This is a genomic window from Candidatus Methylopumilus universalis (assembly GCF_006364435.1).
Lineage (GTDB): Bacteria > Pseudomonadota > Gammaproteobacteria > Burkholderiales > Methylophilaceae > Methylopumilus > Methylopumilus universalis.
In genome coordinates this window covers 1-26,316 of record NZ_CP040977.1, presented here as the reverse complement: position 1 = coordinate 26,316, position 26,316 = coordinate 1, and the positions used below count along the sequence as shown (strand labels likewise).

General features: G+C 37.3%; 24 protein-coding genes. 16 read left to right on the top strand and 8 right to left on the bottom strand.

The features are described from left to right. The gene (locus FIT70_RS00120) at window positions 1-1,578 is read left to right on the top strand and encodes a Na/Pi symporter (RefSeq protein ID WP_139930231.1); all 1,578 of its coding nucleotides are present in this window, start codon (window positions 1-3) and stop codon (window positions 1,576-1,578) included. Here FIT70_RS00120 and FIT70_RS00115 read toward each other — a convergent pair. Beyond that, window positions 1,567-1,980 carry an ATP-binding protein gene (locus tag FIT70_RS00115; RefSeq protein ID WP_139930229.1) on the bottom strand — a complete coding sequence of 138 codons (414 nt, stop codon included), beginning with the start codon at window positions 1,978-1,980 and terminating at the stop codon, window positions 1,567-1,569. The two genes, FIT70_RS00120 and FIT70_RS00115, sit on opposite strands and share 12 nt — an antisense overlap. A gap of 234 nt (window positions 1,981-2,214) precedes the next feature. On the opposite strand from FIT70_RS00115, the gene FIT70_RS00110 reads away from it, so the two are divergent. The 5 genes from FIT70_RS00110 (at window position 2,215) to FIT70_RS00090 (ending at window position 8,621) form a co-directional block, all read left to right on the top strand. Then, a complete protein-coding gene (locus tag FIT70_RS00110; protein ID WP_139930227.1) occupies window positions 2,215-2,553 on the top strand; it encodes an STAS domain-containing protein in 339 nt (112 codons plus the stop codon). Next, window positions 2,543-2,848: a DUF6804 family protein gene (locus FIT70_RS00105; RefSeq protein ID WP_139930225.1), complete on the top strand. Its 306-nt coding sequence runs from the start codon at window positions 2,543-2,545 to the stop codon at window positions 2,846-2,848. Before FIT70_RS00110 ends, FIT70_RS00105 begins: the two co-directional genes overlap by 11 nt. A gap of 122 nt (window positions 2,849-2,970) precedes the next feature. Beyond that, window positions 2,971-4,095: an efflux RND transporter periplasmic adaptor subunit gene (locus FIT70_RS00100; protein ID WP_420897684.1), complete on the top strand. Its 1,125-nt coding sequence runs from the start codon at window positions 2,971-2,973 to the stop codon at window positions 4,093-4,095. Beyond that, window positions 4,095-7,217 (top strand): efflux RND transporter permease subunit, encoded by a 3,123-nt coding sequence (locus FIT70_RS00095; protein ID WP_139930223.1) that lies wholly within the window; start codon window positions 4,095-4,097, stop codon window positions 7,215-7,217. The genes FIT70_RS00100 and FIT70_RS00095 overlap by 1 nt, the downstream gene beginning before the upstream one ends. Window positions 7,218-7,220: 3 nt before the next feature. Next, entirely contained in the window at window positions 7,221-8,621 is a 1,401-nt protein-coding gene (locus FIT70_RS00090; RefSeq protein WP_139930221.1) for an efflux transporter outer membrane subunit, read from the top strand. Window positions 8,622-8,626: 5 nt separating this feature from the next. On the opposite strand, the gene argH is transcribed toward FIT70_RS00090, so the two are convergent. Then, window positions 8,627-10,021 (bottom strand): argininosuccinate lyase, encoded by a 1,395-nt coding sequence (gene argH / locus FIT70_RS00085; RefSeq protein ID WP_139930219.1) that lies wholly within the window; start codon window positions 10,019-10,021, stop codon window positions 8,627-8,629. 89 nt (window positions 10,022-10,110) lie between these two features. Between argH and hemC the strand changes: the two genes are divergently transcribed. The 3 genes from hemC (at window position 10,111) to FIT70_RS00070 (ending at window position 12,300) form a co-directional block, all read left to right on the top strand. Then, window positions 10,111-11,040 carry a hydroxymethylbilane synthase gene (gene hemC, locus FIT70_RS00080; RefSeq protein WP_139930217.1) on the top strand — a complete coding sequence of 310 codons (930 nt, stop codon included), beginning with the start codon at window positions 10,111-10,113 and terminating at the stop codon, window positions 11,038-11,040. Next, a complete protein-coding gene (locus FIT70_RS00075; protein ID WP_139928002.1) occupies window positions 11,037-11,810 on the top strand; it encodes a uroporphyrinogen-III synthase in 774 nt (257 codons plus the stop codon). Before hemC ends, FIT70_RS00075 begins: the two co-directional genes overlap by 4 nt. A gap of 82 nt (window positions 11,811-11,892) precedes the next feature. Further along, entirely contained in the window at window positions 11,893-12,300 is a 408-nt protein-coding gene (locus FIT70_RS00070) for a hypothetical protein (RefSeq protein WP_139930215.1), read from the top strand. Between the two features lie 365 nt (window positions 12,301-12,665). Here FIT70_RS00070 and FIT70_RS00065 read toward each other — a convergent pair whose 3' ends face one another. Together FIT70_RS00065 and FIT70_RS00060 are read right to left on the bottom strand one after the other, a co-directional pair. Next, window positions 12,666-13,688 carry a CDP-6-deoxy-delta-3,4-glucoseen reductase gene (locus tag FIT70_RS00065; protein ID WP_139927995.1) on the bottom strand — a complete coding sequence of 341 codons (1,023 nt, stop codon included), beginning with the start codon at window positions 13,686-13,688 and terminating at the stop codon, window positions 12,666-12,668. Then, the gene (locus FIT70_RS00060; protein ID WP_139869882.1) at window positions 13,688-14,083 is read right to left on the bottom strand and encodes an FxsA family protein; all 396 of its coding nucleotides are present in this window, start codon (window positions 14,081-14,083) and stop codon (window positions 13,688-13,690) included. The genes FIT70_RS00065 and FIT70_RS00060 overlap by 1 nt, the downstream gene beginning before the upstream one ends. A 144-nt stretch (window positions 14,084-14,227) precedes the next feature. Here FIT70_RS00060 and dsbD point away from each other — a divergent pair, with 144 nt between their 5' ends. The 7 genes from dsbD to FIT70_RS00025 all read left to right on the top strand — a co-directional run bounded on the left by dsbD (window position 14,228) and on the right by FIT70_RS00025 (window position 20,195). Then, the gene (gene dsbD, locus FIT70_RS00055; RefSeq protein WP_139930213.1) at window positions 14,228-16,021 is read left to right on the top strand and encodes a protein-disulfide reductase DsbD; all 1,794 of its coding nucleotides are present in this window, start codon (window positions 14,228-14,230) and stop codon (window positions 16,019-16,021) included. Beyond that, window positions 16,008-16,556, top strand: a complete 549-nt coding sequence (locus FIT70_RS00050; protein ID WP_139930211.1) for a TlpA disulfide reductase family protein — start codon at window positions 16,008-16,010, stop codon at window positions 16,554-16,556. Before dsbD ends, FIT70_RS00050 begins: the two co-directional genes overlap by 14 nt. An 85-nt stretch (window positions 16,557-16,641) precedes the next feature. Then, a complete protein-coding gene (gene aroQ, locus FIT70_RS00045; protein WP_139866557.1) occupies window positions 16,642-17,079 on the top strand; it encodes a type II 3-dehydroquinate dehydratase in 438 nt (145 codons plus the stop codon). A 20-nt stretch (window positions 17,080-17,099) separates the two neighbouring features. After that, window positions 17,100-17,567, top strand: coding sequence for an acetyl-CoA carboxylase biotin carboxyl carrier protein (accB, locus tag FIT70_RS00040; RefSeq protein WP_139875256.1), 468 nt, complete (start codon window positions 17,100-17,102; stop codon window positions 17,565-17,567). Window positions 17,568-17,575: 8 nt separating this feature from the next. Beyond that, window positions 17,576-18,925: an acetyl-CoA carboxylase biotin carboxylase subunit gene (gene accC, locus FIT70_RS00035; RefSeq protein WP_139930210.1), complete on the top strand. Its 1,350-nt coding sequence runs from the start codon at window positions 17,576-17,578 to the stop codon at window positions 18,923-18,925. Continuing rightward, on the top strand, window positions 18,926-19,825 hold the full coding sequence (gene prmA / locus FIT70_RS00030; protein WP_139930208.1) for a 50S ribosomal protein L11 methyltransferase: 900 nt from the start codon (window positions 18,926-18,928) through the stop codon (window positions 19,823-19,825). Between the two features lie 52 nt (window positions 19,826-19,877). After that, window positions 19,878-20,195: a YgaP family membrane protein gene (locus FIT70_RS00025; RefSeq protein WP_139866549.1), complete on the top strand. Its 318-nt coding sequence runs from the start codon at window positions 19,878-19,880 to the stop codon at window positions 20,193-20,195. Between the two features lie 43 nt (window positions 20,196-20,238). Here the strand turns inward: FIT70_RS00025 and FIT70_RS00020 are convergent, their stop codons facing one another. The 4 genes from FIT70_RS00020 to dnaA form a co-directional block, all read right to left on the bottom strand. After that, window positions 20,239-21,138: a LysR substrate-binding domain-containing protein gene (locus FIT70_RS00020; protein ID WP_139930206.1), complete on the bottom strand. Its 900-nt coding sequence runs from the start codon at window positions 21,136-21,138 to the stop codon at window positions 20,239-20,241. A gap of 13 nt (window positions 21,139-21,151) precedes the next feature. Continuing rightward, complete coding sequence (gene gyrB, locus FIT70_RS00015; protein WP_139930204.1) at window positions 21,152-23,569, bottom strand: DNA topoisomerase (ATP-hydrolyzing) subunit B; 2,418 nt, start codon at window positions 23,567-23,569, stop codon at window positions 21,152-21,154. Between the two features lie 25 nt (window positions 23,570-23,594). Beyond that, entirely contained in the window at window positions 23,595-24,695 is a 1,101-nt protein-coding gene (gene dnaN, locus FIT70_RS00010; RefSeq protein WP_139866542.1) for a DNA polymerase III subunit beta, read from the bottom strand. Window positions 24,696-24,924: 229 nt separating this feature from the next. Further along, entirely contained in the window at window positions 24,925-26,316 is a 1,392-nt protein-coding gene (gene dnaA, locus FIT70_RS00005) for a chromosomal replication initiator protein DnaA (RefSeq protein WP_139909441.1), read from the bottom strand.

The window sequence follows — 26,316 nt, the reverse complement described above, 5'->3', positions numbered from 1 at the left end:
ATGATGCAAATTATTTCATTCTTGGCTGGACTTGGATTTTTTTTTACTGGGTTACATTACCTTTCTGCCAGTATGCAACCTATTTTTTCTGGTAAGTTGCGTTCGATATTAATCAATTTTACTCGCGGGCCATTCTCAAGTGCTTTGACTGGATCTTTTTTAGGTGTCATCACTCAGAGCACTAGCGCAGCAACTTTTTTATGTTTAGGGCTTTTGAATTCTGGAGCTTTAACTATCAATCGAGCTTTAGCAATGGTTGCCTGGTCAGGGTCAGGAACAGCATTGCTAGTCTTTTTAGTATCTATCGATATAAAAACTGCTAGTTTCTTTTCGCTTGGGATAGTTGGATTGATGCATCTACTTAATCTCACTAAAGATATTAAAGCTAAACAAATTGCAGCTGTATTTCTTGCGTTTGGCTTACTTTTATTTGGGCTAGGGCTCATTAAAGAAACAGGACATGTTTTAAACACATCGACCTGGGCCAGAGAGTTTTTTATATTTTCCGCTGAGTCAAGCTTGATAGGTTTACTGATTGGAATTTTTTCTGCATTGATAGTGCAATCATCTTCAAGTGTTGCCATTCTTGCAGTTGCATTAAATATGGCAGGCATCATACATTTTAATGAAGCTATGATTTTAGTTTTCGGCGCTAATATTGGTTCTGGGTTAAGTGTCTTATTTTTTGCTTCTCACCTGGAGGGCAAAAAAAAACAAATCGCTATTTATTGCTTTCTTTCAAAACTTTTAGGTAGCTTAGTCCTATATCCACTGACCTGGTTAGAGCCCTCGAAACTCTTTGGATTTTTTAATACTATCCATTTAACAATCAACGCATCTTTCATGTTGTCTCTCGTCTACCTAGCTTTACAATTATCCGGCGGACTTGTTGTAGCTTTATTTCAAAATAAGATTATTTTGTTACTTAATTACCTTAGCCCCGAATCCGAGGAAGAGAATTTATTTAAGCTACATTTTATTTATCCTGAATCTTCTGACAATACTGAAACAGCTTTAATATTGGTCTCGAAAGAACAAAATAGACTTATTGAGAGCCTAGTCGATTATCTTGAGCCAGTTAGAGTTGAGCATGAGAGAGTTGTTACTATTCAATTAAATACAAGGCATGAGTTAACTTTAGACTTATTAAATAAAACAAAATTATTTATCTCAGAGACTACCTCTTTAAATAAGAATGATAATAATACTGAGAGCTTATTTTCAATTCAAAGCAGAAACGAGGATATGATTTCTCTTGTTAATGGGCTCTATAGTTTTGAACAAAATATTGAGGCCACACATAATTTTCAAAAAGGGCTTGCGAGCTCAATGGTAGAAAGCCTTCATCTCATCTTAACTTTACTTAATGACTCTCTGATTACGAAGGATAATGATGATGAATTATTAGTCAGTTTAACTTCAGACCGCAGTGATCTTATGGAAAAAATTAGAGACTCTTTACTAAACGATCAATCAATAAACTTAGAAGAAAGACAGATGCTCTTTGTTTCTACGAGTATTTTTGAGAGAATTATTTGGCTTATTCGAAGAATTCATGCCACAAGACTAGTTACTTAATTTTTTCTTCATTTTTAATACATTTTGCTTTTCTAAGTACTCATATTCAACAGAATCCGTAAGAGTTTTTACATAATGAACGCCAAGACCCCCAACCTCTCTGTTTTCTATTGATGCAGTCAAATCTGGGCCTGGAAGCTCAAGCACATTAAATGGTATTCCATTATCTTTATAAGTCATAACTAATTCATTTTTATCAATACCTAAATTGACTTCTATGAAAATATCACGCCCATCGGAAGCTCCGTGTGTAATAGTATTTGTATAAAGCTCTTCTAAAATTAAAGTCATTGGCATTGAAATACTAGAAATATTATTTTCTTCAAAAAATTTCTCGAGCTTAGTAACTAACATAGTGAGGTCGGAAATATTCTTAGTTAAATTAATCTTTAGTGCTTTCATATTAAGCTCATACTAATTTAGAAAGTATTATAAATTTATGACAATAAAGCTTATTTTTCTTATTATTCTTTAGTTAATGATGCAAATATAACATCGAATTTACAGATAAATTGTGTTATTTTCTTGTTTAAGCTATCTTTGATTTATTAGGCTATTAGCCTAATTTAATGCATTGAAAATTATGACTTTTAAAATTAATACATAACAAAACTTTACAACTTAAAAGGTGATTATATGGAAATTAGTGAAGAACAAATCAATGGCTCGATTACAAAAATAACATTATCGGGACGACTTGATATTGAAGGTGTTGGGCAAATAGAAACGAAATTTTCTGGTATGACAGCATCTCCAAGAGAGTCCATTATCGCGGATATGTCAAAGGTACCTTATATATCTTCAATCGGTATAAGGCTCTTAATATCTAACGTTAAAGCAATTAACGCCCGCAAAGGTAAGTTTGCATTATTTGGAACTCAGTCTGATGTGAATATGGTTATTACTATTTCTGGGTTAGATAAAATTATCCCAAGTTTTGATACATTAGAAGCTGCTATTGATTATGTTAAGTAATGTAAAAAAAATAATATTTATGGAAAGGGCTATTGCCTTACTCTATTTTGTTGCAGCCTTTCCATTGCCTGAAAGTTTTTATGATTATTTTAGAGTTATAGTTTTTATTGGCGTCGGATTTATTCTGCTTAACAAATGGGTAAAGCTTAATACACCCCATATCGCTTTTTTAATTAGCGTGTTAATTATAGACAATCCTTTCCTTCCATTTCACTTTCCAATAATAGTATGGATTTTACTTGATATCATCATTGGCTCTTACCTCATTTATTTATCTACAAAATTTAAGAACTAGATTTAATATTTAAAGCTTTAAAAAAACTTTGGCTTAATCCCCTGCGCCCACGTTTCAGAGTAAAATATAGTCAGATTTAAGATACATTTCCTTTATCCATATTTTTAAAGTTGGGGTTTCAGTTGTTAAGCCATCTCGCGCCATTAAGATCTATTTTACCTCCCCTTCTTATACTGCTTATCTTGGTTGGCTGCCAGAAGCCCCCTGAGCAAAGTGGTATGCCACCTAATTTTGTATTGCCTGTAACGATGCTAGAAATGGCACCTTCGAGCGTCCCTATTTCAGCCGAAGCTGTGGGCCAAACAGAGGGCGCTAAAGAAGTTGAAATTAGACCTCGTGTTGGCGGTATTTTATTAAAACGTAAATACAATGAAGGCTCTGCGGTTAAAGCGGGTCAAACTTTATTCAATATTGATCCCGAGCCATATAAAATAGCCTTAAATCAAGCGCGTGCTCAATATAATCAGAGCCTTGAACGAGCCGAACAAGCTAAGAGAGAGAAAAAACGTTTAGAGGGTTTGATTGAATCTCGGTCGATTAGTCAGCGTGAATTTGATAATGCAACATCAGACGAATCGATTAGTATCGCTGCTCTCGCTCAAAGCCGAGCAAATTTAAGACAGGCGGAACTCAATCTTTCTTATACTAATGTCACCGCGCCTGTCGATGGTATTTCTGGTCGCTTTCAATTTTCTGAAGGCGCCCTCATTTCTGCGAATACAAGTCTGCTTACGACATTAGCGCAAGTAAATCCAATTTGGGTACGTTTTAGTTTTTCGGATAATGAACTTAAACAATTGGGTGGTGCATTAAATGAAAAAAATATTCAGGAAGTTTCAATGATCCTTTCTGATGGAAATGAATACCCGAAAAAAGGCAAAATAAACTTTGCCGCAAGCGAAATTAATCCATCGCTTGGCACTCAAGAGCTCCGAGCAACATTTGAAAATAACGAGCGTCAAATTTTACCTGGTCAATTTGTGCGCGTCCGTGTAAATATAGGCAAAAAAGATGGTGTATTTTTACTGCCTCAGTTAGCGGTTCTTAATTCTGATCAAGGTAAGTTTGTATTTGTGGTCAATGAAAAAAGTCAAGCGACACCCCGTCCTGTTGTTACTGGCCAATGGAAAGGTAGAGATTGGGTTATTCTAAACGGTCTTCAAGCGGGCGATAAAGTCATTATCGACAATCTTATCAAAGTACGTCCTGGCATGCCTGTGACTAACATGCCTAGCTTCAAAAAATAATGAGTAAATTTTTTATTACGCGGCCAATTTTTGCTGCGGTAATCTCAATCATTATTGTTCTAGCTGGTATTGCAGCTGCACTTAAATTATCCATTGCACAATATCCACAAATTGCACCACCTACAGTCATTATCACTGCGAACTATCCAGGTGCAAGTGCCGAAACACTCTCGAAAACAGTTGCAGGCCCCATTGAAGAGCAGCTAAGTGGCGTTGAAGGTCTTCTTTATTTTAATTCAAGCACGGACTCTAGCGGCACACTTAACATTACTGCTACTTTTGAAATTGGCACTAACATTGATCAGGCTACATTTAATGTAAGTAATCGTGTCAACATCGCCTCTCCTCGATTACCAGAAATGGTAAGGCGCACAGGTGTGATTGTGCAAAAAAAATCAAATGACATTCTTTTGGTGGTGATGCTCACATCAAAAGACAAACAATTTGATCCGCTTTATTTAAGTAACTATGCAACGCTAAATGTATTAGATGAAATCAAACGCGTCAAAGGTGTTGGTGATGCTAATATTTTTGGTGCTCGCGATTACTCTATGCGGATCTGGCTAAAACCAGATCGTATGGCGCAACTACATGTCACCACTTCTGACATCGCAGCTGCAATTCAAAGCCAAAATGCACAATATGCGGCAGGTAAAATTGGTCAGGAACCTTCTGTAAATGAGCAACAACTAGTATATACAGTCAATGCAAAAGGCCGCTTGCTTGATCCTAATGAATTTGGAAATATTATCGTTAGAGCTGGTGGGCCAAACGGTATTCTTTATCTTAAAGATATTGCAAGGGTCGAATTGGGTTCACAAACCTACGACATCAATACAACATTAAATGGTAAACCAGGCGTAGGTATTCCTATTTTCCTTCAGACAGGCGCTAATGCTCTTGATACAGCAAAGGGCATTAAAGAAAAAATGGCTGAACTTAAAGGACGCTTTCCTAAAGGAATGGATTTCGAAATTCCTTATGACACAAGTAATTTTGTAAAAGCTTCCATGAAAGAAGTCTTTAAAACGCTTGGTGAAGCAATGCTTCTTGTAGTGATTGTCGTGTTTCTATTTTTACAAAACTGGCGTGCAACTTTAATTCCTATTATCGCTGTACCTATATCTTTAATAGGTACTTTTGCAGGGCTATATCTTTTTGGTTTCTCAATCAATACGCTGACACTCTTCGCGATGGTCTTGTCTATAGGTATTGTGGTCGATGATGCCATTGTCGTTTTAGAAAATATTGAACGCTTAATGGCGGAAGAAAAACTTTCTCCGATTAAAGCTGCTATTAAATCCATGGAACAAGTCTCTGCTGCAGTCGTTGCCATTGTATTAGTGTTATGCGCTGTATTTGTGCCTGTGGCATTTATGGGTGGTATCGCAGGAGAACTCTATCGCCAATTTGCTGTGACAGTTGCTATTGCTGTTGTGATATCTGGTGTTGTGGCCCTCACGCTGACGCCGGCACTCTGTGCCATTATCTTAAATCCGAACTCTATTCGTTCAAAATTTTTTGATCGCTTTAATGGAGGATTTACTCGCTTAACCAACTTTTATATTAAGGTCGTTAATAGCACATTGCATCACCGCTTTATTGGGGGCATTGTTTTTGTTGGGATTGTGATTGCCTCTATATTCCTTTTTAAATTTACGCCTACGAGCTTTATACCTTCCGAAGATCAAGGATACGTTATTACAGCTGTGATGTTGCCGGATGGCGCTACAATTAGTCGCACCTCTAAAACAACGGAAGATGTTCGTTCTGCAATTGCCAAGGATCCTGCAACTACTTTTCAGTTTGCTGTAAATGGATATGATTTGATCGGAGGCGGCAACAAATCAAATGCAGCTACGATGTTTGTAAGATTAAAAGATTGGGCGGAACGAAAAAGCTCCGCAGGTGATATTGTAAAAAAACTTTTTGGTATTGGTATGATGCAACCCGATGGCCTTGCTATTGCATTTAACCCTCCTTCAATTCGTGGATTAGGCAGCTCAGGTAGTATGGAAACTTATGTCCAAAGTAGAAGCGACACTGACCCATTACGTTTATTTGCTGCAGTGAATTTGTTCATTGAAGCACTTAAAAAAGAACCACGTCTTATAGGCATTAATTCCTTTTTTAGGCCTACTGTACCGCAACTTTTTATTGAAGTAGATGAAGCTAAAGCGATGAGCTTAGGCATCCCTATTTCGAGTATTTATGACACGCTGCAAAGCACTATGGGCTCACTGTATGTTAATGACTTTAATAAATCGGGTAGAACTTATCGTGTTCAGCTTCAAGCGGAAGCGCCTTATCGAATGAGTCCAGATGATCTCGGTAAAGTGTATGTGCGATCAAATGCAGGCGCTATGATTCCCCTCTCAGCGATTAGCATAGTCAATAGTATTGTAGGTGCTGAACAACTCGAACGTTTTAACGGACTTCTCTCGGCAAAAGTCTTAGCAGGAGGAGCCCCTGGTGTTAGTTCGGGCGACACCATTAAGCTTGTTGAAAAAATTGCAAAGGAAAGTTTACCTGAGGGCTATCAAATGGCTTGGACAGGACAAGCCTACCAAGAAAAGCGCGCAGGTTCTGCGGCGCTCTTCGCGTTTGGCTTCGCCATTATTATGGTGTTTCTGATTTTAGCCGCACAGTTTGAAACATGGGCACTTCCTCTCGCAGTAATTATGGCTGTGCCATTTGCAATGACTGGCGCGCTCATTGCTATTCTGGTGCGCGGTATGCCAAATGATATTTATTTTCAGATTGGCTTAATCACCTTAATTGGTCTCGCTGCTAAAAATGCAATCTTAATTGTTGAATTTGCGAGTCAAAAAATGGAAGAGGGTATGCCCCTCATGGAGGCTGCGGTTGAAGCTGCGCGCCTCCGTTTTAGACCTATTGTGATGACATCGATGGCTTTCGTTTTTGGTATTGTGCCTCTTGTTTTTGCAACGGGTGCGGGTGCAGCGGCGCGTCAATCTATGGGGACTGGTGTTTTTGGCGGCATGATATTAGCAACCTTTATTGCAACTATTTTTATTCCACTATTTTTTGTATGGTTAAGTAAACATCAAAAAGATCGTATTGGCACTTATATCAAAATTGCTGAAGAGTTTAAAAAATAAAATATGAAAATCATATTTTTAGTATCGCTAATTTTGGTTGCAAGTTGCACTCTAGTTGGGCCTGACTACAAACGTCCAGAAATAAATCTGCCCAACGCTTATCACCATGAAATCAATAAAGACAATTTAGTTGCGGATTTAAATAATTGGTGGAAGCTTTATCAGGACCCAGCACTTGATGAGCTAATGGACAAAGCATTAGACAAAAATGTAGATGTTAACGCAGCGATTGCACGCCTGGAAGAAGCTGATGCATACCTAAAACAAATAGGAGCGGCTCTGATACCCTCGGTAGATTTAACGTCTCAGGGAAATCGAACTAAAGCCACTGAAACTGGTATTGTGCCCTCAAATTTTGTAAAACCCTTCCGTAAAAATTTCAATATTCAACTCGGCACATCATTTGAGCTAGATTTTTGGGGAAGATTACGTCGAGCGAAAGAATCAGCTCGTGCTGAATATATTTCATCTCAATATTCAAAAGACACTGTGGTATTAAGTTTACAAAGTACTCTTGCAAGCAATTACTTGTTATTGCGAAGCATCGATTCACAAATATTGGCTTTAAAAGATAATGTTGGATATCGTAAAGAAAATTTAGAGCTCACTAAAAAGCGTTTAGAGAGCGGACTTATATCTGCACTCGATCTTCATCAAGCTGAAGCGGCTTTTAATAATCTATCAGCTCAGCTAAGTGATCTTATTCGTCAACGTGAAGTCGTTTCTAATCAGCTTGTTCTTTTGTCAGGCGATATGAATTTAAATATTCCTGAAAATAGAATAGATGCTTTAGTCACACCTCCAATACCGCCAGCTAATATGCCCTCATCGCTTTTGGAATCAAGGCCAGACATAAAAGAAGCTGAACAAATAATGATTGCAGCTAATGCAAATATTGGTGTGGCTAGAGCAGCGCTTTTTCCAAATATTATCCTTACGGCAAATTTTGGAAGAGAGAGTGCTGAATTAAAAAATATTAATAAAACTGGTTCAGACATTTGGGGGATAGGCTTAGGCTTGACACTTCCAATTTTTGACTCAGGAAGAGCTCAAGCAAGAGTGAGTCAAGCAACAGCCAAACAAAAACAAGCGCTTAGCTATTATGAGTCTTCTATACAAAATGCTTTTAAAGAGGTAAATAATGCACTTGTATCTTTAAAAGAATATACCGAACAAGAAAATGATTTAAAACTCACACAAGATGCGGCGAAAAAAGCTATGGATATTGCTTCGAATCGTTACAAAGCTGGCTATTCAAGTTACTTGGAATATCTAGACGCGCAGCGTGTTTTCAATGATGCGTCGATTTCATATATTCAAAAAAGACAATTAAGATTAATTGCGAGCGTTGAATTGTTTAAATCTTTAGGTGGGGGCTGGCCTGTAAAGCAAGCAAATAACTAAAACAATTATTGTTTTAATCTTTTTTTTGCTTTTTCAATCGATTTTTTGACTTGCTCAAAAGACGTGCCGCCAGTGTGATTTCTAGATTTAATTGAACCTTCAAGCGTTAGATGACTATATACATCACTTGAAATCATTTTACTAAATTTTTTCAATTCATCTATCTTCAGATCTGATAAATCACATTTCTTTTTAATAGCTGTGCTTACGGCTTTTGCAACAATTTCATGCGCATCTCTAAATGCCACTCCTTTAATCACAAGATAGTCTGCTAAATCTGTTGCAGTCGCGTAACCTTTTAAAGCAGCTTCCTTCATATTTTTTTCATTGACCGAAATACTTTTCAGCATGTCTGCATAGATAGTCAGCACATCTAAAATAGTATTTGCAGTATCAAAAAGGGGCTCTTTGTCTTCTTGATTGTCTTTATTGTAAGCAAGTGGCTGCGCTTTCATAAGCATGAGAAGGCTCATTAAATGGCCGGTGACTCTGCCTGTTTTTCCTCTCACCAATTCAGGTACATCTGGATTTTTTTTCTGCGGCATGATGGATGATCCGGTACAAAATCCATCAGCGATTTCAACGAATCCAAACATGGGGCTCGACCACATGATGAGTTCTTCTGAAAATCTTGATAAATGAGTCATAAGTAAAGATGCTGCAAAAGTAAATTCAATTGCAAAATCTCTATCTGAAACTGCATCTAGTGAATTCTCACAGACGCCGTCAAATTTCAGTTTTTTAGCAACCCTATTTCTATCGATGGGATAACTTGTCCCGGCAAGTGCTGCCGCACCCAAAGGTAATTGATTCATTCTTTTTCTAGCATCTTCAAATCTTGTCAGATCTCTTTGCAGCATCTCATAATAAGCCATTAAATGATGACCAAAAGTCACAGGCTGCGCGACTTGCAGATGAGTGAATCCGGGCATAATTGTTTTTTGGTGCTTATCTGCTAACTGAACGACGGATAACTGAAGTGTTTTAATTTTTTGAATCGTTTGATCTATGGTTTCTCTTAGCCATAATCTCAAATCAGTTGCGACCTGGTCATTTCTCGATCTGCCTGTATGTAATTTCTTACCTGCTTCGCCAATTTTATCAGTCAACCTTTTCTCAATATTCAAATGTACGTCTTCTAAATCTAAAGACCACTTAAAGGTACCAGCTAAAATTTCTTTTTGAATACTTTGTAATCCGCTTTGAATCGCTTTTAAGTCTTTTTGTGTGATGATTTTCTGTGCAGCTAGCATTTCAGCATGTGCCACTGAACCTTCAATATCATAAAGACCTAGTTTTTGATCAAAACCTATAGAAGCTGTAAATCTTTTGACGAGTTCAGTCACAGGCTCATTAAATCTGCCTGACCAATTCGCTTTTTTTATATCTTTTTTAGCCATAGTTGAAAGTATATGCTAAAGCTTATGATTTTCTAAATTTTCAATGGCCTAGCTTATGATAAAATAGGACATTCGTTTTAAATTCAACTATGACCCAGCCTACACACATAACCATCGCGACGCGCGAAAGTGACCTTGCAATGTGGCAAGCCGAATATATCAAATCGGAACTTGTATCTTTATATCCAAGATTAGAAGTCACTATTCTTGGCATGACAACTCAAGGCGATAAAACACTTAATAAATCTCTCTCCAAAATTGGTGGCAAGGGCCTCTTTATTAAAGAATTAGAAGTGGCTCTTCAAAATAAAGAAGCTGATATTGCAGTGCATTCACTTAAAGACTTGCCTATGCATTTAAGCGATGAATTTATGATTGCAGCTATTGGTAAAAGAGAAGATGCACGAGATGCATTTATTTCTAATGATTTTGGTGCACTCGAAATGTTGCCGCCGGGAAGTATTGTAGGCACTTCAAGTCTTCGCCGACAAAGTCAATTACAACGTCGATTCCCTGAGCTTATGATTGAGCCATTAAGAGGCAATCTCCAAACACGCTTAAGAAAGCTCGATAAAAAACAATATCAAGGCATTATATTGGCAGCAGCAGGGCTTATTCATCTTAAATTAAAAAACCGTATTCGACAGTATATGTCTCCTGAAAATTCAATTCCTGCTGTTGGGCAAGGCGCACTTGCTATCGAAATATTAAAAGTGCGTTCCGACCTTATTGAGCTATTAAAACCACTTCATCACCAAGAGTCGGCTTATTGCGTTTTAGCCGAAAGGGCTATGAGCAGAACTTTGGGTGGCAGTTGCAATGTGCCTCTGGGTGCGCATGCAATTATTGAAAATAAAATTCTTAAGCTTCAAGGTTTTGTAGCTTCTATAGATGGAAAAGAAATGATTAAAGATAAAATTGAAGGCTCTATTGCAGATGCTGAAAAGCTTGGTGAAAAACTTGCTAAGCAACTGCTTGATCAAGGCGCCGATAAAATATTAGCGAGTCTTGTAATATGAGTAAAAAAGAACTCCATCAAACTGGTATTGTGATTACACGGCCTTCTCATCAAACAGGTGAGATCAAAGCCTTAGTCAATGAACATCAAGGACATCCTATCGAGTTTCCCTTGCTTGAAATCAAATCAAAAAGTCAAAACGAAACTTTTCAAAATATCGTTTTAAAATTAAATGAATATGATTGGGCTATTTTTATTAGCTCTAACGCAGTGCAATTTGGAATGCCAGCTGTCAAACATGCCTTTCATTCATTGCCCGAATCAACAAAGTTTGCAGCAATTGGTCCCTCCACTCAAAAAGCACTGAAATTATTTGATGTAAATCATGTTCTCATACCAGATGAGAACTTCGATAGCGAAGGTTTGCTTGCCACCAAAGAAATGAATGATATTAAGAATAAAAAAATTGTAATCTTTAGGGGTGAGGGCGGCCGCGAAACTTTAGCTGAAATATTAAGAGCGCGAGGTGCTGAAGTTACATACGCAGAATGTTATACCCGCACATTTCCGCAAACTAATTTAGATTTACTTAAAGCTTTCTCTGAAAAAATTCATATTTCAGCAATTCTTATTACAAGCTCTGAGGCATGTAAAGAGTTCGTTCGTTTAAATCGCTTAAAAGATATGAGTTTTTTAAAGGACGTTCTTTTTATCGTAAATCATCCGAGAATGGTGAATGTTCTTGAGAGAGAATCTTTTATGACTTTTTCGTCGGATGAGCCTTCTGATCAATCTATGATGAAAAAGCTTTTAGAGACAATCGATCACTAGTTTCAAATCCTTCGATTACATCTGCGCATTTTGGATTGTGCGATATAACTCAGATGTTAAATTGGCGAGTCTTTAATTCAATATGCCGCATATGAAACTTATTGGAAAGCTTGGATGGCTCGTAAGTATGATTTTGTCCTTTGGAATGGGCTTAAGTGACCTTAATTACACTTGGCTTTTACCAATCACTACATTTCAAATTTTAAGTTATTACCTTTTTCATTTTAAAAATTTTAAATTTAAGAAAATAGGTAAAAGAAATAATCCTTTCATTAAAGAATTACCTCGTCATTTAATAATCCAATCTTTTATTACTTTAATTTTTTTTGGAATTGGTTTTCTCGTAAACTCTTACTTTGATCACGAAGTTTATGCTTCGCTTTTAGGACACCTCGAACAATTTTTTGATACTATTAATTTAGCTAGGGAGTCTGTGAAGCAATCTATGATTGAGTTTTATAATGCTGTTTTGAAAAGTCGTTTTAATTAGCACTGCTTTATTCTTAAGCTCTTTAGGCTTCGAGGAACTTTTCCCGAAAAATTAAGTCCTTAACATTCAGTCGTTTTTTTGTAGATAAAAATTATGGCTCATGTATAATTCGCGCAAATCGTGATTTATACACGGTTGATGTGTATCAGTATTATTACAGTTTGATACATATTTTATTTCATTTTATATTTAAGGAAATTACATGTCTAAGTTATTTGCTTCATTAGTTGCAGGTTTATTCGCACTTTCATTAAACGCATTTGCTGCTAAAGCTGCTAAACCAACTGCTGATGCTAAAGCTGCTAAGTAATTTGCTTCTCTGTATCAAAGAAAAAGGCGCTTTTAGCGCCTTTTTTTATGCCTGTTTATTTTTTTACGGGTGCTGCAAACGTAAAAGCATCTGAATAAAACTCATCCTCCGGCAGCCCTGCTTTAATAAATGCCTCATGTGCCACTTCTACCATCTGAGGAGCACCACAGCAGTACAATTGATAGTCATTTAAATTTACAAAATCTTTTAATACGGCTTCATGCACTAATCCATTTCGCCCATGCCAGAAATCTTCCTCAGGAGACTCAGAAAGAACAGGGATATATTCAATATGCGAAAATTCGTTTGCCCATTCTTTGCATAACGTATTCATATATAAATCTTCCAATGCTCGCGCGCCCCGATAAAGCTTAATGGGCCGCTTCATGCCTTTTTGAATGGACTCTTCGATCATGCCCTTAATCGGTGCAAAGCCCGTTCCACCAGCTACAAAAATAATAGTTTTCATAGAGTCTTCACGCAAGAAAAAATTACCGAAAGGTCCTTCCACGCGCAAAATAGATTTTTCTTTCATTTCTTGAAATACATATTCTGTAAACTCTCCCCCTGGGATGAGTCTGAGATGTATCTCAAGCAAGGAAGACTCATGAGAAGGGCTGGCAATTGAAAATGCTCTCCTCTTTCCATCTTTAAGTAAAAACTCTAAATATTGTCCAGCTACAAATTGCAGTTTGTCTGTGCTTGGAAGCTTGAGTTTCATTAGCATGACGTCATGCGTCAACTTTTCTAAAGCTTCAACACGAACTGGAAAGATTTTAGGTCTTATATTATTAACAATGGCCAGCTCTTTAATTTCAATAGTTAAATCTTCTATGGCCATAGCCCTGCAAAACAATGTCATACCATTTTTAATTTCTTCTTCTGAAATCACGGATGACTGATAATCTTCTAAATGCACCTTTCCTTCAACCACCTTACCTTTGCATGCGCCACACGCACCATTTCGACAACCATAAGGCAGATGAACACCTGCATCTATAGCAGCCTCTACAATGGTTTGACTTCCTTTAGCCTGAAAAACGTGGCCACTTGGTAACAGTTTGATGGAGTAACTCATTATTTTAAAAGCTCATCATCACGACGATACTCACCTTCGATCACATCATCTTCTGATGGATGAACATTTTGAGAAGAGTTATTTTTAATAGGAATAAGCAACAATATGACCGCTAAGGAATCTGTAATTACGCCAGGGATAATAAATAAGATACCTGCAAATAAATTACGTGCACTACCAATCATGGCTTTAATTGGATTGCCACCTTGAGTCATAGCACCCATTAGCTTTGCAAAAACTAACTGTTTTTCCTCTTTGATTAATCGCCAACCAAGGTAAGTAACTAAAATCATATAAAGAAAAAACCACCACCCATAAAGAGCGCTTAGTTTAAAAATGCCCCATATCTCAATGACTGGGAAGGATAATAAAAGAATAGTAAAAAGTAATCGCATTAGGTTATTCTATTAATTTAGTTAGAATTATATGTAATAAATGATCGTTGTGCTTAAGAGCTTGATTGAATCATACTTAAGGAACGATTTTGTGATGATTTAACTCCAACCTACTACTTCTTAATTAATTAAAGGTCATTATTCATGTTTAGCCGTATTTTTTCTTTATCAAAAAAAATAACAATTTTGTTTAGTTTATTTTTTATCGGCTTACTCATCAACATCGCAAATGCTGACGAATCTTTATTCTTAAAAGATAAAAATGCTTTCCTACAGCCTGACGAAGCTTTTCAATTAACAATCAAAAAAAATTCTCAATCCATCGAGGCAGCATTCTTTATTGCGAAAGACTATTATCTTTATCGCAACAAATTAAAAGTTGAATTTGATCATGTTCCTCAAAATCAAATCCTTTTGCCAACTGCAGAAATTAAAACAGACCCTCATTTCGGAAAAACAGAAATTTACCATAGCACCTTAAATGCTTCTATTCCATTCGATCCAACTCATCCACCAAAAAAAATAAGCCTCACTTATCAAGGATGCAGCCAAAAAGGTCTTTGTTACGCTCCTATTTCAAAAGAATTTAAGTTCGATAGCATTCAAACTAAAACCTTAAACGCGACCAGCTCTAATTCTGAAGTTGATACGATGCAATTTTTATTGCAGTCACAACATATTGGTCTTATCTTGTTAGGGTTTTTTATTGCGGGGCTTTTGCTTTCTTTAACGCCTTGTGTTCTTCCCATGATTCCTATTTTATCAAGTATTATTTTTGCTTCACATAAGCGTCCCTCTCATCAAACGCGCTTAAAAGATTTTTTTCTATCTTTCAGTTATGTGGGTGGCGTTTCTTTTACTTATACCTTGATAGGTATTTTTGCGGGATTGTCAGGCAATTTAATTACGTCAAGTATTCAAAGTCCTTTGCTCATGATTGTTCTCGGTGTTGTTTTTATTCTTTTAGCACTTTCTATGTTTGATTTATATGCTCTCAAATTACCTCACTTCATTGAAAATTTTATTGCGACATCTATCCTTCGCGTAGAAGGAGGTAGGTATCTTAATGTATTTATTATCGGAATGATCTCATCGCTTGTATTGAGCCCCTGCATTGCACCTCCTCTGGCAGGAGCAATTATCTATATCAATCAATCAAGAGATTTTGTCTTAGGCGGCATAGCTTTATTTACACTTTCTATTGGCATGAGCATACCGCTTCTTCTCATTGGTATTTTTTCCGATCAATGGCTGCCTAAGCGTGGTCATTGGATGATTATTATTAAAGAGCTGATTGGCTTTATATTAATTGCCATGGGCCTATTTATCATGAGCCCGCTTTTCCCTGAAAATACCGATCAAATTGCTTACAGCGCTTTATTGCTCGCACTCTCAATTTATTTATTTTTTGCAGTTCGTCGCTTCAAATATAAATCGATGTCTTGGGTTCATCTACTGGCCTTTGTAACACTTATTGCTTCGATTTTACTTTTTGGACTAACACTTCAAAAAATGAATATATCTGATGATGAGAACATTTCTATTACCACGAAACCTAATCACGTTTCTGTTTTACCCTTTAAGCAAATTCAAAGTCTTGATGATTTATCTCGCGAACTAAATCAGCGCGATAACAAAATGATCATGCTAGATTTTTATGCGGATTGGTGCGTATCTTGTAAAGAATACGAAAAACTTACTTTCAATAACTCAAAGGTCAAAGAATATCTTAATGAATATAGCTTGCTTCAAGTTGACGTCACTCAAAATACTACTCAACATAAAGCCCTATTAAAACATTTCAATCTTTACGGCCCGCCAGCCATATTATTTTTTGATAAGCAGCATAACGAATTACGAACTTTTAGAATTGTAGGCTTCAAGAATGCATCCCAAATGCTAGATCACCTTAAAACGCTCCAACATGAAAATCAATAAAACTAAACTACATATAACCATCTATGTGGTTGCTATTATTTTTTTAGGTTTTTCTTTTTCTCGCATTTTTTTAAAACCTGCAGAAAAAATCAGCTCCTCATCTGCCCCATTATTTGCATCGGTCATAAATGATCCTGATGGCAAGCCTCAAAACCTCAAACAATTTCAACATAAAACCATTGTGCTCAATTTTTGGGCAACCTGGTGTGAGCCTTGTCGCGAAGAAATGCCTGAATTATCTAATTTCTATACTGAAAATAAGTCTAAAAACCTTGTGGTGGTTGGCATCGCGATTGATGAGGAAAAAGCCGTGCAATCCTATCTTAAAAAGACCAAAGTAACTTATCCTATATTTGTAGATGAAGATAAAGGGGTGATTTTGAGTAAAAATTTAGGGAACAAGGAGGGTATTTTGCCTTATACTGTAATCATCAATTCAGAAGGTAACATCCAAAAAACAATTCTCGGTCGCGTACACAAAGACCAATTGGATGCCATAACCAAGCCTTTATTGCAACCCTCAAAAAACCTTTAATTTTCCTTAATTTCGTCTAATTTGTAGACAAAAAACGTTATTTTCGGCAAAATTAACTTCCATAGATTCAAGAAAAACGCGACACATGGCAACAAAATCAATCTTAGTTTTGCATGGGCCCAACCTAAATCTCCTAGGTGAGCGTGAGCCACAACACTACGGCAAACAGACCTTAGAAGACATCGATCAAGCGTTAAAAACCATAGCATCAGCGAAGTCCATTAAGCTTGAAACGATGCAAAGCAATAGCGAAGGAGACTTGGTAAACAAAATACAGTCGCTTCACAATGACAAAGTTGATTTTCTAATTATTAATCCGGCAGCTTATACCCACACATCCGTTGCAATGCGTGACGCACTCTCTGCTGTCAAAGTACCATTTATTGAAGTTCATTTATCTAATGTATATGCAAGGGAGCCTTTTAGGCATCACTCCTATTTTTCTGATATCGCAGTCGCAGTTATTAGCGGCCTAGGTGCAGATGGTTATATAGCAGCCCTTAATTTTGCAATTAACGCTTAAAGTTTTAAAAAGAGGTCATTATGGATTTACGCAAACTTAAAAAATTAATCGATTTAGTAGAAGAGTCTGGTATCGCCGAACTTGAACTCACCGAGGGTGAGGAAAAGGTAAAAATCAGCCGGCAACTTATGAACCAAGCAACACCGATGACACACTATATACAAGCGCCTCAACAAATGAGCCATCAGCCTCAAATGGCTGCTCCATCAGAAGGAGCCACTTCAGAAACTAAACCTGTTGCAGAAAAAATAGATGGTCATGCAGTAAATTCGCCTATGGTGGGAACATTCTATCGCTCGCCTTCGCCTGATGCGAAAGTTTTTGTCGATGTAGGATCTAAAGTTACTAAAGGTGACACTCTTTGTATCATTGAGGCTATGAAATTACTTAATGAAATTGAGGCTGATGCTACTGGCACGATTAAAAAGATTTTGGTTGAAAATGGCCAGCCCGTCGAATACGGCGAAACTCTCTTTATTATCGGCTAACTTATTTTATGTTTGAAAAAATACTGATCGCTAATCGCGGCGAAATAGCACTGAGAGTATTGCGCGCATGTCGCGAGCTTGGCATTAAAACAGTGACCGTCCACTCCGAAGCAGACCGAGATGCAAAATACGTCAAATTGTCTGATGAATCAGTATGTATTGGTCCAGCACCCTCTGCGCAAAGTTATTTAAATATCCCGGCTGTCATTAGCGCTGCAGAAGTAACAGATGCAGAAGCCATCCATCCTGGCTATGGCTTCTTGTCTGAGAATGCAGATTTTGCTGAGCGGGTTCAACAAAGTGGTTTTGTATTTATTGGTCCTCGTCCAGAAACGATTCGTCTCATGGGCGACAAAGTCAGCGCAAAAAATGCCATGAAAGAAGCAGGCGTGCCTTGTGTTCCTGGATCTGAAGGTGCACTTCCTGATGAACCCAAAGAAATAATCACCATTGCTAAAAAAATTGGTTACCCCATCATTATTAAAGCTGCTGGTGGTGGTGGTGGCAGGGGCATGCGCGTAGTTCATACGGAGGCTGCTTTAATTGCTTCAGTGAATATGACGAAACAGGAAGCACAAGCTGCTTTTGGCAACCCTGTTGTGTATATGGAAAAATTTTTAGAAAAGCCGCGTCATATTGAATTTCAAGTTCTTTCTGATGAGCACGGTAATGCTGTATATCTTGGTGAGCGTGATTGCTCACTTCAGCGTCGCCACCAAAAAATTATTGAAGAAGCCCCTGCGCCTGGTTTATCACAAAAAATTCGTGAAAAAATTGGTGAGCGCTGTGCGGAAGCATGCCGAAAAATTAACTATCGTGGTGCTGGTACTTTTGAGTTCTTATATGAAAATAATGAATTTTATTTCATTGAAATGAATACACGATTACAAGTTGAACACCCTGTCACTGAATTCATAACAGGCATTGATATTGTTCAACAACAAATCAAGATTGCTGCCGGTGAAAAATTACCGTTTAAACAAAAAGACATTGTCTTTAAAGGCCATGCAATTGAATGTCGAATTAATGCCGAAGATCCTTATAGCTTTGTCCCATCTCCAGGAAAAGTTACTACATTTCATATGCCTGGAGGCCCTGGCGTGCGAGTAGATACTCATACCTACGGGGGCTACACAGTCCCTTCCAATTATGACTCTATGATCGGTAAATTAATTACCTATGCTGATACGCGCGATCAAGCAATTGCGAGAATGCGTGTTGCTTTATCTGAAATGGTCGTCGAAGGCATTAAAACAAATATTCCTTTACACAAAGACCTCATGGCTGATCTTGCATTTAATAATGGCGGCGTCAGCATTCATTACTTAGAAAAAAAACTCGGCATACAAAAAAAATAAATGGCCGCTTGGATTAATCTTAAAATCCGAGCAAGTGCAGCATATGCACATAGCATGAGTGATGCTTTAATTGAACTCGGCGCTCTTTCATGTTCTATCGAAGACTCTTATCTTAATAGTGAAAATGAAGAAGCACTTTTTGGTGAGCCTAACATTCCAAGCAACACAATATGGCAACACAATACGGTTGAATCTCTTTTTAATGCCGATGTATCTATCGACACTATCATCAATGAACTGAAAACTATTACCGGTTTATCTAATATTGATTTCACAGTTGAATCTGTCGAAGAACAAAATTGGGTTGCTTTGACTCAATCACAATTTGAACCCATCAGTGTTTTTGATAAGCTTTGGATCGTACCAAGTTGGCATACTTCACCCAATCCTGATGCCATCAATATTACCTTAGATCCTGGATTAGCATTTGGTACAGGAAGTCACCCTACAACACACTTATGCTTAGAGTGGCTTATTAATGAAGTGAATATTAATGATCGTGTTTTAGATTACGGATGTGGTTCAGGTATTTTGTCTATTGCAGCAAAAAAATGTGGTGCAAAAGAAGTAATAGGTGTTGATATTGATCCTCAAGCCATTATTGCAAGCAAACATAATGCACAAGAAAATCATGTCGATATTCAATTTTACAATTCAGAGTCGTCACTAACTTTTGAAGCTGATATAGTGGTTGCAAATATTTTATCAAGCGCGCTATCCGTCCTGGCACCCATCATAGCAAAGGCTTGCAGGCCAGAAGGAAAAATTGCGTTATCTGGTATATTGAAAGAACAAGTCGAGATGCTGACTCAAATATATAGCACATGGTTTAATTTAAACAAACCTATTGAGCGCGAAGGCTGGATTTTGCTGTCAGGCACTAAAAAAAGTATTTCCTAAATTTTTTAATTCGTTTATGATGCAAACTCCTCTTAATAAAAAAGGATAGTAAATGAAGACGAATGTTAAAGGTTTAGAAAGAGTAGTTCGTATTGCTGTTGGCGCTGCTGTATTAGGTCAAGCAATTGGTGGTTACTCTGTTTTTGAATATGGTATTGTTGATGAAGTCGTTGGTGTTTTCTTATTAGGCACTGGTGTTTTAGCTTCATGCCCACTCAAATCTGTTTTAGGTCTTGGTTCTAAGAAAGCTCCTGCAAGATCACCTGCTGCAAAAAAACCAGCTGCTAGACGTAAACCAGCTCGTAAAGTTGCTGCAAAAAAACCAGCTAAACGTAAAGCGGCTCCAAAAAGAAGACGCGCGGCTCGTTAATCGCTTATCCATATTAAGAAGCGTTACCTATAAATAACGCTTCTTATATAATTTCAATCGTATCTGTTTTAATCAATCGTATTGCTTCTGAGATTTTTTCTACAGCGTTCATTCGCACAAAACTTTTTCGATAGGCAATGGCAATTGTTCGTGAAGGAACAGGCTTAATAAAAGGAATGACTTTTATTAAATGATTTTGGTAGCGATCTGATGTTGCACTTTTCGGCAACACTGTAATCCCCAAATTCGATGCCACCATATTACGAATTGTTTCAAGTGAATTACCTTGTAGCACCTCTCCTTTTTTCGATAAATCTGGGCATGACTCAACCACTTGTAAACTAAAGCAATGCCCACTATTTAAAAGCAATACTTTTTCGTCGCTTAATTCTTTTGGGTGAATATTTTTACGTGATGCCCAAGGATGATTGTTCGGAACAGCGACGACAAACTCTTCTTTATAAAGCGGCAAAACATGTATACCTGGAATGTTAAACGGCAACGCCACAATCGCTGCGTCAATTTGTCCATTTTTTAATTGTAGCTCCAGACTCGCGGTAATATTTTCTTCGACCTCAAGGGGCATTTTTGGCGCGATTTTTCTTAAGATAGGAATAATTTGCGGCAACAAGTAAGGGCCGACCGAATGAATCATTCCAGCTTTAATTAATCCATCTAGAGGGTCGCCGCCAGATTTGGCGAATGATTTTATCTTTTCAACTTGCTCTAAAATAATATTGGCTTGCTCAACAATCTTTTCGCCAATTTCAGTGATAGTAACTTCGGTGCGACTTCTCTCAAACAAGGAAACATTAAGCTCTTCTTCTAATTTTTTAATTGCTAAGCTTAATGCTGGCTGACTCACAAAACATTTGTTTGCGGCACGTCTAAAATTTTTCTCTTTAGCCAAAGCCACCACAAATCTTAATTCACTTAGCGTCATAAATTAACCAAAACTAAATATCGAGGTTACTTGCTCCTAATGCATTATTTTCAATAAATGCACGTCTCGGCTCAACCTGGTCTCCCATGAGCGTTGAAAATATTTCATCTGCTGAAATAGCATCATCAATTTGTACTTTAAGTAAGCGACGTACATTAGGATCCATCGTTGTTTCCCAAAGTTGTTCTGGATTCATTTCTCCCAGACCTTTATAGCGCTGAATATTTAAATTATGTTTTGCTTCGCCTAACAACCAATCAAGCGCTTCTTTAAAATTAGAAATTGATTCTGATTTTTCTCCGCGTTGAATTACAGCGCCCCCACCCACAAGACCATCTAACATTTGTGATGTTTTTAATAGTTGCTGGTAATCACCACTCGACAAGAATAATGCATCAATCACACAGCTCTCTAAATTGCCATGAACAAATTTATGAACAGCTAGCTTATAAGTTTTAGTTTCTTCATCGAGCGATACAATCACTTCTGATTTTTCTGTACTCTTATTGATGAGGCGCTCTCTTATTGCTTGCGCGACTTTTTCAACCTTAGGCTCGCTTGTTAAATCTATAGCGCCTACATGAAGAATTGCGCGTAACACCGCTTCATCATAATGCGGCGCAATGCGACGAATGACCGCTTCAGTTAACACCATTTGTCTTGCAATTTCCCCTAATGCATCGCCTGTTAAATTGCTGCCGCCTTTTTTAGTAAGCAAGGTTGCATCTTTAATGGCAGATTCAAGTAAGTATTGGTCAAGCTCTTGTTCGTCTTTGAGATATTGCTCATGCTTACCTTGTTTCACTTTAAAAAGAGGCGGCTGTGCAATATAAATATGTCCTCGCTCTACAAGCTCTGGCATTTGGCGATAGAAGAAAGTTAATAGCAGGGTACGAATATGAGCGCCATCAACGTCAGCGTCGGTCATAATAATAATGCGATGATAGCGAAGTTTCTCCACATTAAAATCGTCCTTACCAATTCCAGTACCTAGCGCAGTAATTAAGGTTGCAATTTCTTGTGAAGATAATAATTTATCAAAACGCGCTTTCTCCACATTTAGAATTTTTCCCTTTAACGGCAAGATCGCTTGATTTTTTCGATCACGGCCTTGCTTTGCTGAGCCTCCTGCAGAGTCACCCTCGACTAAGTAAATTTCGCACAATGACGGGTCTTTTTCTTGGCAGTCTGCCAATTTGCCCGGAAGGCCCATCGAATCCATAACGCCTTTACGTCTTGTCATATCACGTGCTTTACGTGCAGCCTCTCTAGCGCGAGCTGCATCAATAATTTTATTACAAATAATTTTTGCATCTGCTGGGCTTTCGGCTAAGAAATCAGCGAGCTTTGAAGCAACTACGTCAGATACTACAGGTTGGACTTCACTTGAAACCAATTTATCTTTTGTTTGTGAAGAAAATTTAGGCTCTGGCACTTTTACCGAAAGAATACATGTGAGGCCTTCTCGCATATCATCGCCTGTTGTTTCAACTTTTGCTTTTTTAGCGAGCTCATTTTGCTCAATAAAATTATTGAGCGTTCTTGTCATGGCTGTGCGCAGGCCTGTTAAGTGTGTGCCCCCGTCTCTTTGAGGAATATTATTTGTAAAGCACTGGACATTTTCTCCATAGGAATCATTCCATTGCATCGACACCTCAACGCTAATACCTTCTTTTTCGCCAATCGCATGAAATGGTTTTTTATGTAGCACAGATTTAGATCGATTCATGTATTCTACAAAGCCTTTTACCCCGCCTGAATATGCGAAGTTTTCTGACTTGTTATTTCTTTGGTCTATCAATTCCATTTTGACGCCATTATTAAGAAATGATAATTCGCGTATACGTTTAGCTAGAATTTCATAATGGAAATCTATATTGGTAAATGTTTCAGCTGACGGGAAGAAATGAACTTCTGTTCCACGACGATCTGTGGTGCCCATTTCAACCAAAGGAGCTACACGTTCGCCACGTTTAAATTCCATTTGATACACCTTGCCATTACGGCAAACTTTTAAGCGTAACCATTCTGATAGCGCGTTCACTACAGATACACCTACACCGTGTAAGCCACCAGATACTTTATAAGAGTTTTGATCAAACTTTCCACCTGCGTGTAATTCTGTCATTACAATTTCAGCAGCAGATCGTTTAAATTCGTCGTCTTCTTTAATGTCTGTTGGGATACCGCGACCGTTATCTGAAACGCTCACAGAATTATCTGGATGTATAATAATTTTAATATCGTCGCAATGACCCGCTAAAGACTCATCAATCGCATTATCAAGCACCTCGAAGACCATATGATGAAGACCGCTGCCATCTGAAGTGTCGCCGATATACATACCCGGTCTTTTTCTTACCGCATCCAATCCCTTTAAGATTTTAATGCTGTCTGAGTTGTATTCTTGATTGTCTATCTTTTGAGCCATGAGTTTCTCTTTATTTTAAATTTAATTAAATGCGCATTGGCATGACTACATATTTATAGTCATTATTGTTCGGTATTGTAAATAGGCAACTACTATTCGTATCCAAGAATGCTAGAGTTACTTTGTCTTCTTGAATGTTTGTGAGCACATCAATTAAGTATGTCACATTAAAACCAATATCAATAGGATCTTGTTGGTATTGGATTTCTAATTCCTCTTCAGCTTCTTCTTGTTCTGTATTTGTGCTAATTAACTTCAAATTATTATCTGCAATCATCATGCGAATGCCGCGATATTTTTCGTTTGATAAAATTGATGCGCGCTGCAATGAGGTTAAAAACTGTGATCGATCAATTGTGAATTGGTTGTTGTGCCCCTCAGGAATAACACGAGTGTAATCTGGGAATTTACCATCAATAACTTTTGAAATAAGCTGTATGTCATTAAAATTAAAACTAACTTGACCCTTGTAAAGCTCGACTGACACCAACTCTTCTGTTTCGTTAAGAAGTTTAATTAATTCAATCACTGTTTTTCTAGGAAGAATCACTTCTGTTTTATTGTAGTTTTGATCTAAATGAATTGATGTAAAACTTAAACGATGGCCATCAGTGCCTACAATATTAAGTTGATTGCCGTTCACTTCAAATAACAAACCATTTAAATAATATCGAATATCTTGTTGTGCCATTGCAAACTCAACTTGCTTTAATAAACGTTTGAGTTGAATTTGAGAAATTGTAATTACCACAGCTTCACTTGAGGCTTTTGTCATTACTGGATAATCTTTTGCGGGTAATGTTTGAATAGCAAAACGACTCTTATTAGCCTTAACTGCAACACGGCTATCTTTAATTGCAATATCAATTACACAGTCATCAGGTAATGATCTTGTGATGTCAAAAAATTTTCTTGCAGATATGGTAGTAGCAATCTCTTCTTTTAAGTCCGCTTTAAAACTTAAAGATACCTGCATCTCCAAATCAGTAGCGGTGAGTTGCACCTGACCATCCTTACCTTGAATTAAAATATTCGAAAGAATTGGAAGTGCGTGTTTACGTTCCACAATACTTGCAACATTAGCGAGAGGTTTAAGTAATGCATCTCGATTAATTTTTATATTCATATCGTTCTTCTTTATTTAATGTTTTTTAATATATAAATCTAATAATAGTAATAATAGTGAGGTTTTCTATGGATAACCTTATAAACCTTAATATAAACATATGGTTATCTTGTGAATAACTATGCATTTCTATTGTAATTACCTGTGGATGAATTGTGGATAAAAAACACATATTTTTTAAAAATACGACTTACCCACAACTCGTCCACAGCCATTCCACAGGGTTTAATTAGCCCTTGAGTACTTGTTTAAGTATTCCTAAGTCTTGTGCAATCGATTGATTGCTTAAGCGTAATTGCTCAATTTCCTCACATGCATGCATAACGGTTGTGTGGTGTCGACCCCCATAAGCCTCACCAATTTCTGGAAAGCTTAAATTAGTTAGCTCTCTTGTTAATGCCATAGCAAGCTGTCTTGGTTTTGAATAATTGCGCGAACGTTTTTTACTTAACATGTCAGATATTTTAATTTTAAAATACTCGGCCACTGTTTTTTGGATGTTCTCAACACTCACTTGACGTCCGCGTACTGCAATTAAATCTTTCAATGCATCTTTGGCTAAATGAATATCAATCGCTGACTTTGTAAAATTAGACATCGCTAATATTCTATTTAATGCGCCTTCTAATTCCCGCACGTTAGAGCGAATTTGTTTTGCAATAAAGAATGCAACCTCTTCAGAAATTTTCATTTTATTTTCTTCTGCTTTTTTTAGCAGAATGGCAACGCGCATTTCAAGTTCAGGCGGTTCAATTGCCACTGTAAGTCCCCAGCTAAATCGGGTTCTCAAGCGCTCATCGACACCTTCAATTTCTTTTGGATAGCTGTCGCATGTAATAATAATTTGTTTTTTATTTTCAATCAGTGCATTGAATGCATAAAAGAATTCTTCTTGCGTGCGATTTTTTTTCGAAAAAAACTGAATATCATCAATCAATAGCAAATCTAATGAATGATAATTTTTTTTGAAAGCATCGAAAGCTTTATTTTCATAAGCTTTAACTACATCGGATACGTAGCGCTCGGCGTGAAGATATTTAATTTTTGCGTCAGGCTGGATATGTTTTAAATGATTACCAATCGCTTGAATTAAGTGCGTCTTACCTAAGCCCACGCCGCCATATATAAAAAGCGGGTTATATGCTTTGCCTGGATTTTCAGCTACTTGCATTGCTGCAGCGCAAGCTAATTGATTGGCTTTGCCTGTCACAAAGCTTTCAAATGTAAATTGAGGATTCAGACCAGATGCTTTGACTTCTTTGAGCGTGCCACCCGCACTTTTTTTGGTTGTTTCATGAGGGGGTGCATCGGCTACATTGTTTTGGGGAGATATGGCTAAAGCTTTTGATAAAACTGCCTCTTTTTTAGGCAATATAGATTCTTTAATAGCGCGTATAGCGAATTCTACTTTAGTGACCTGGGGTAGCAGTTCTTTAGCTAGTAATTCAATTTTTTGTGCAAAGCGATCTTTTACCCACTGTTGCACAAACTTATTGGGGGCTAATATTTTAATTTTATCTTGGTCGTGTTCGAACCTAAGTGGCTTAATCCAGGTATTAAATTGCTGAGCGGAGAGCTCTTTTTTAAAGCGTTCGAGACAGTGAGTCCAAAAATTTTCCAT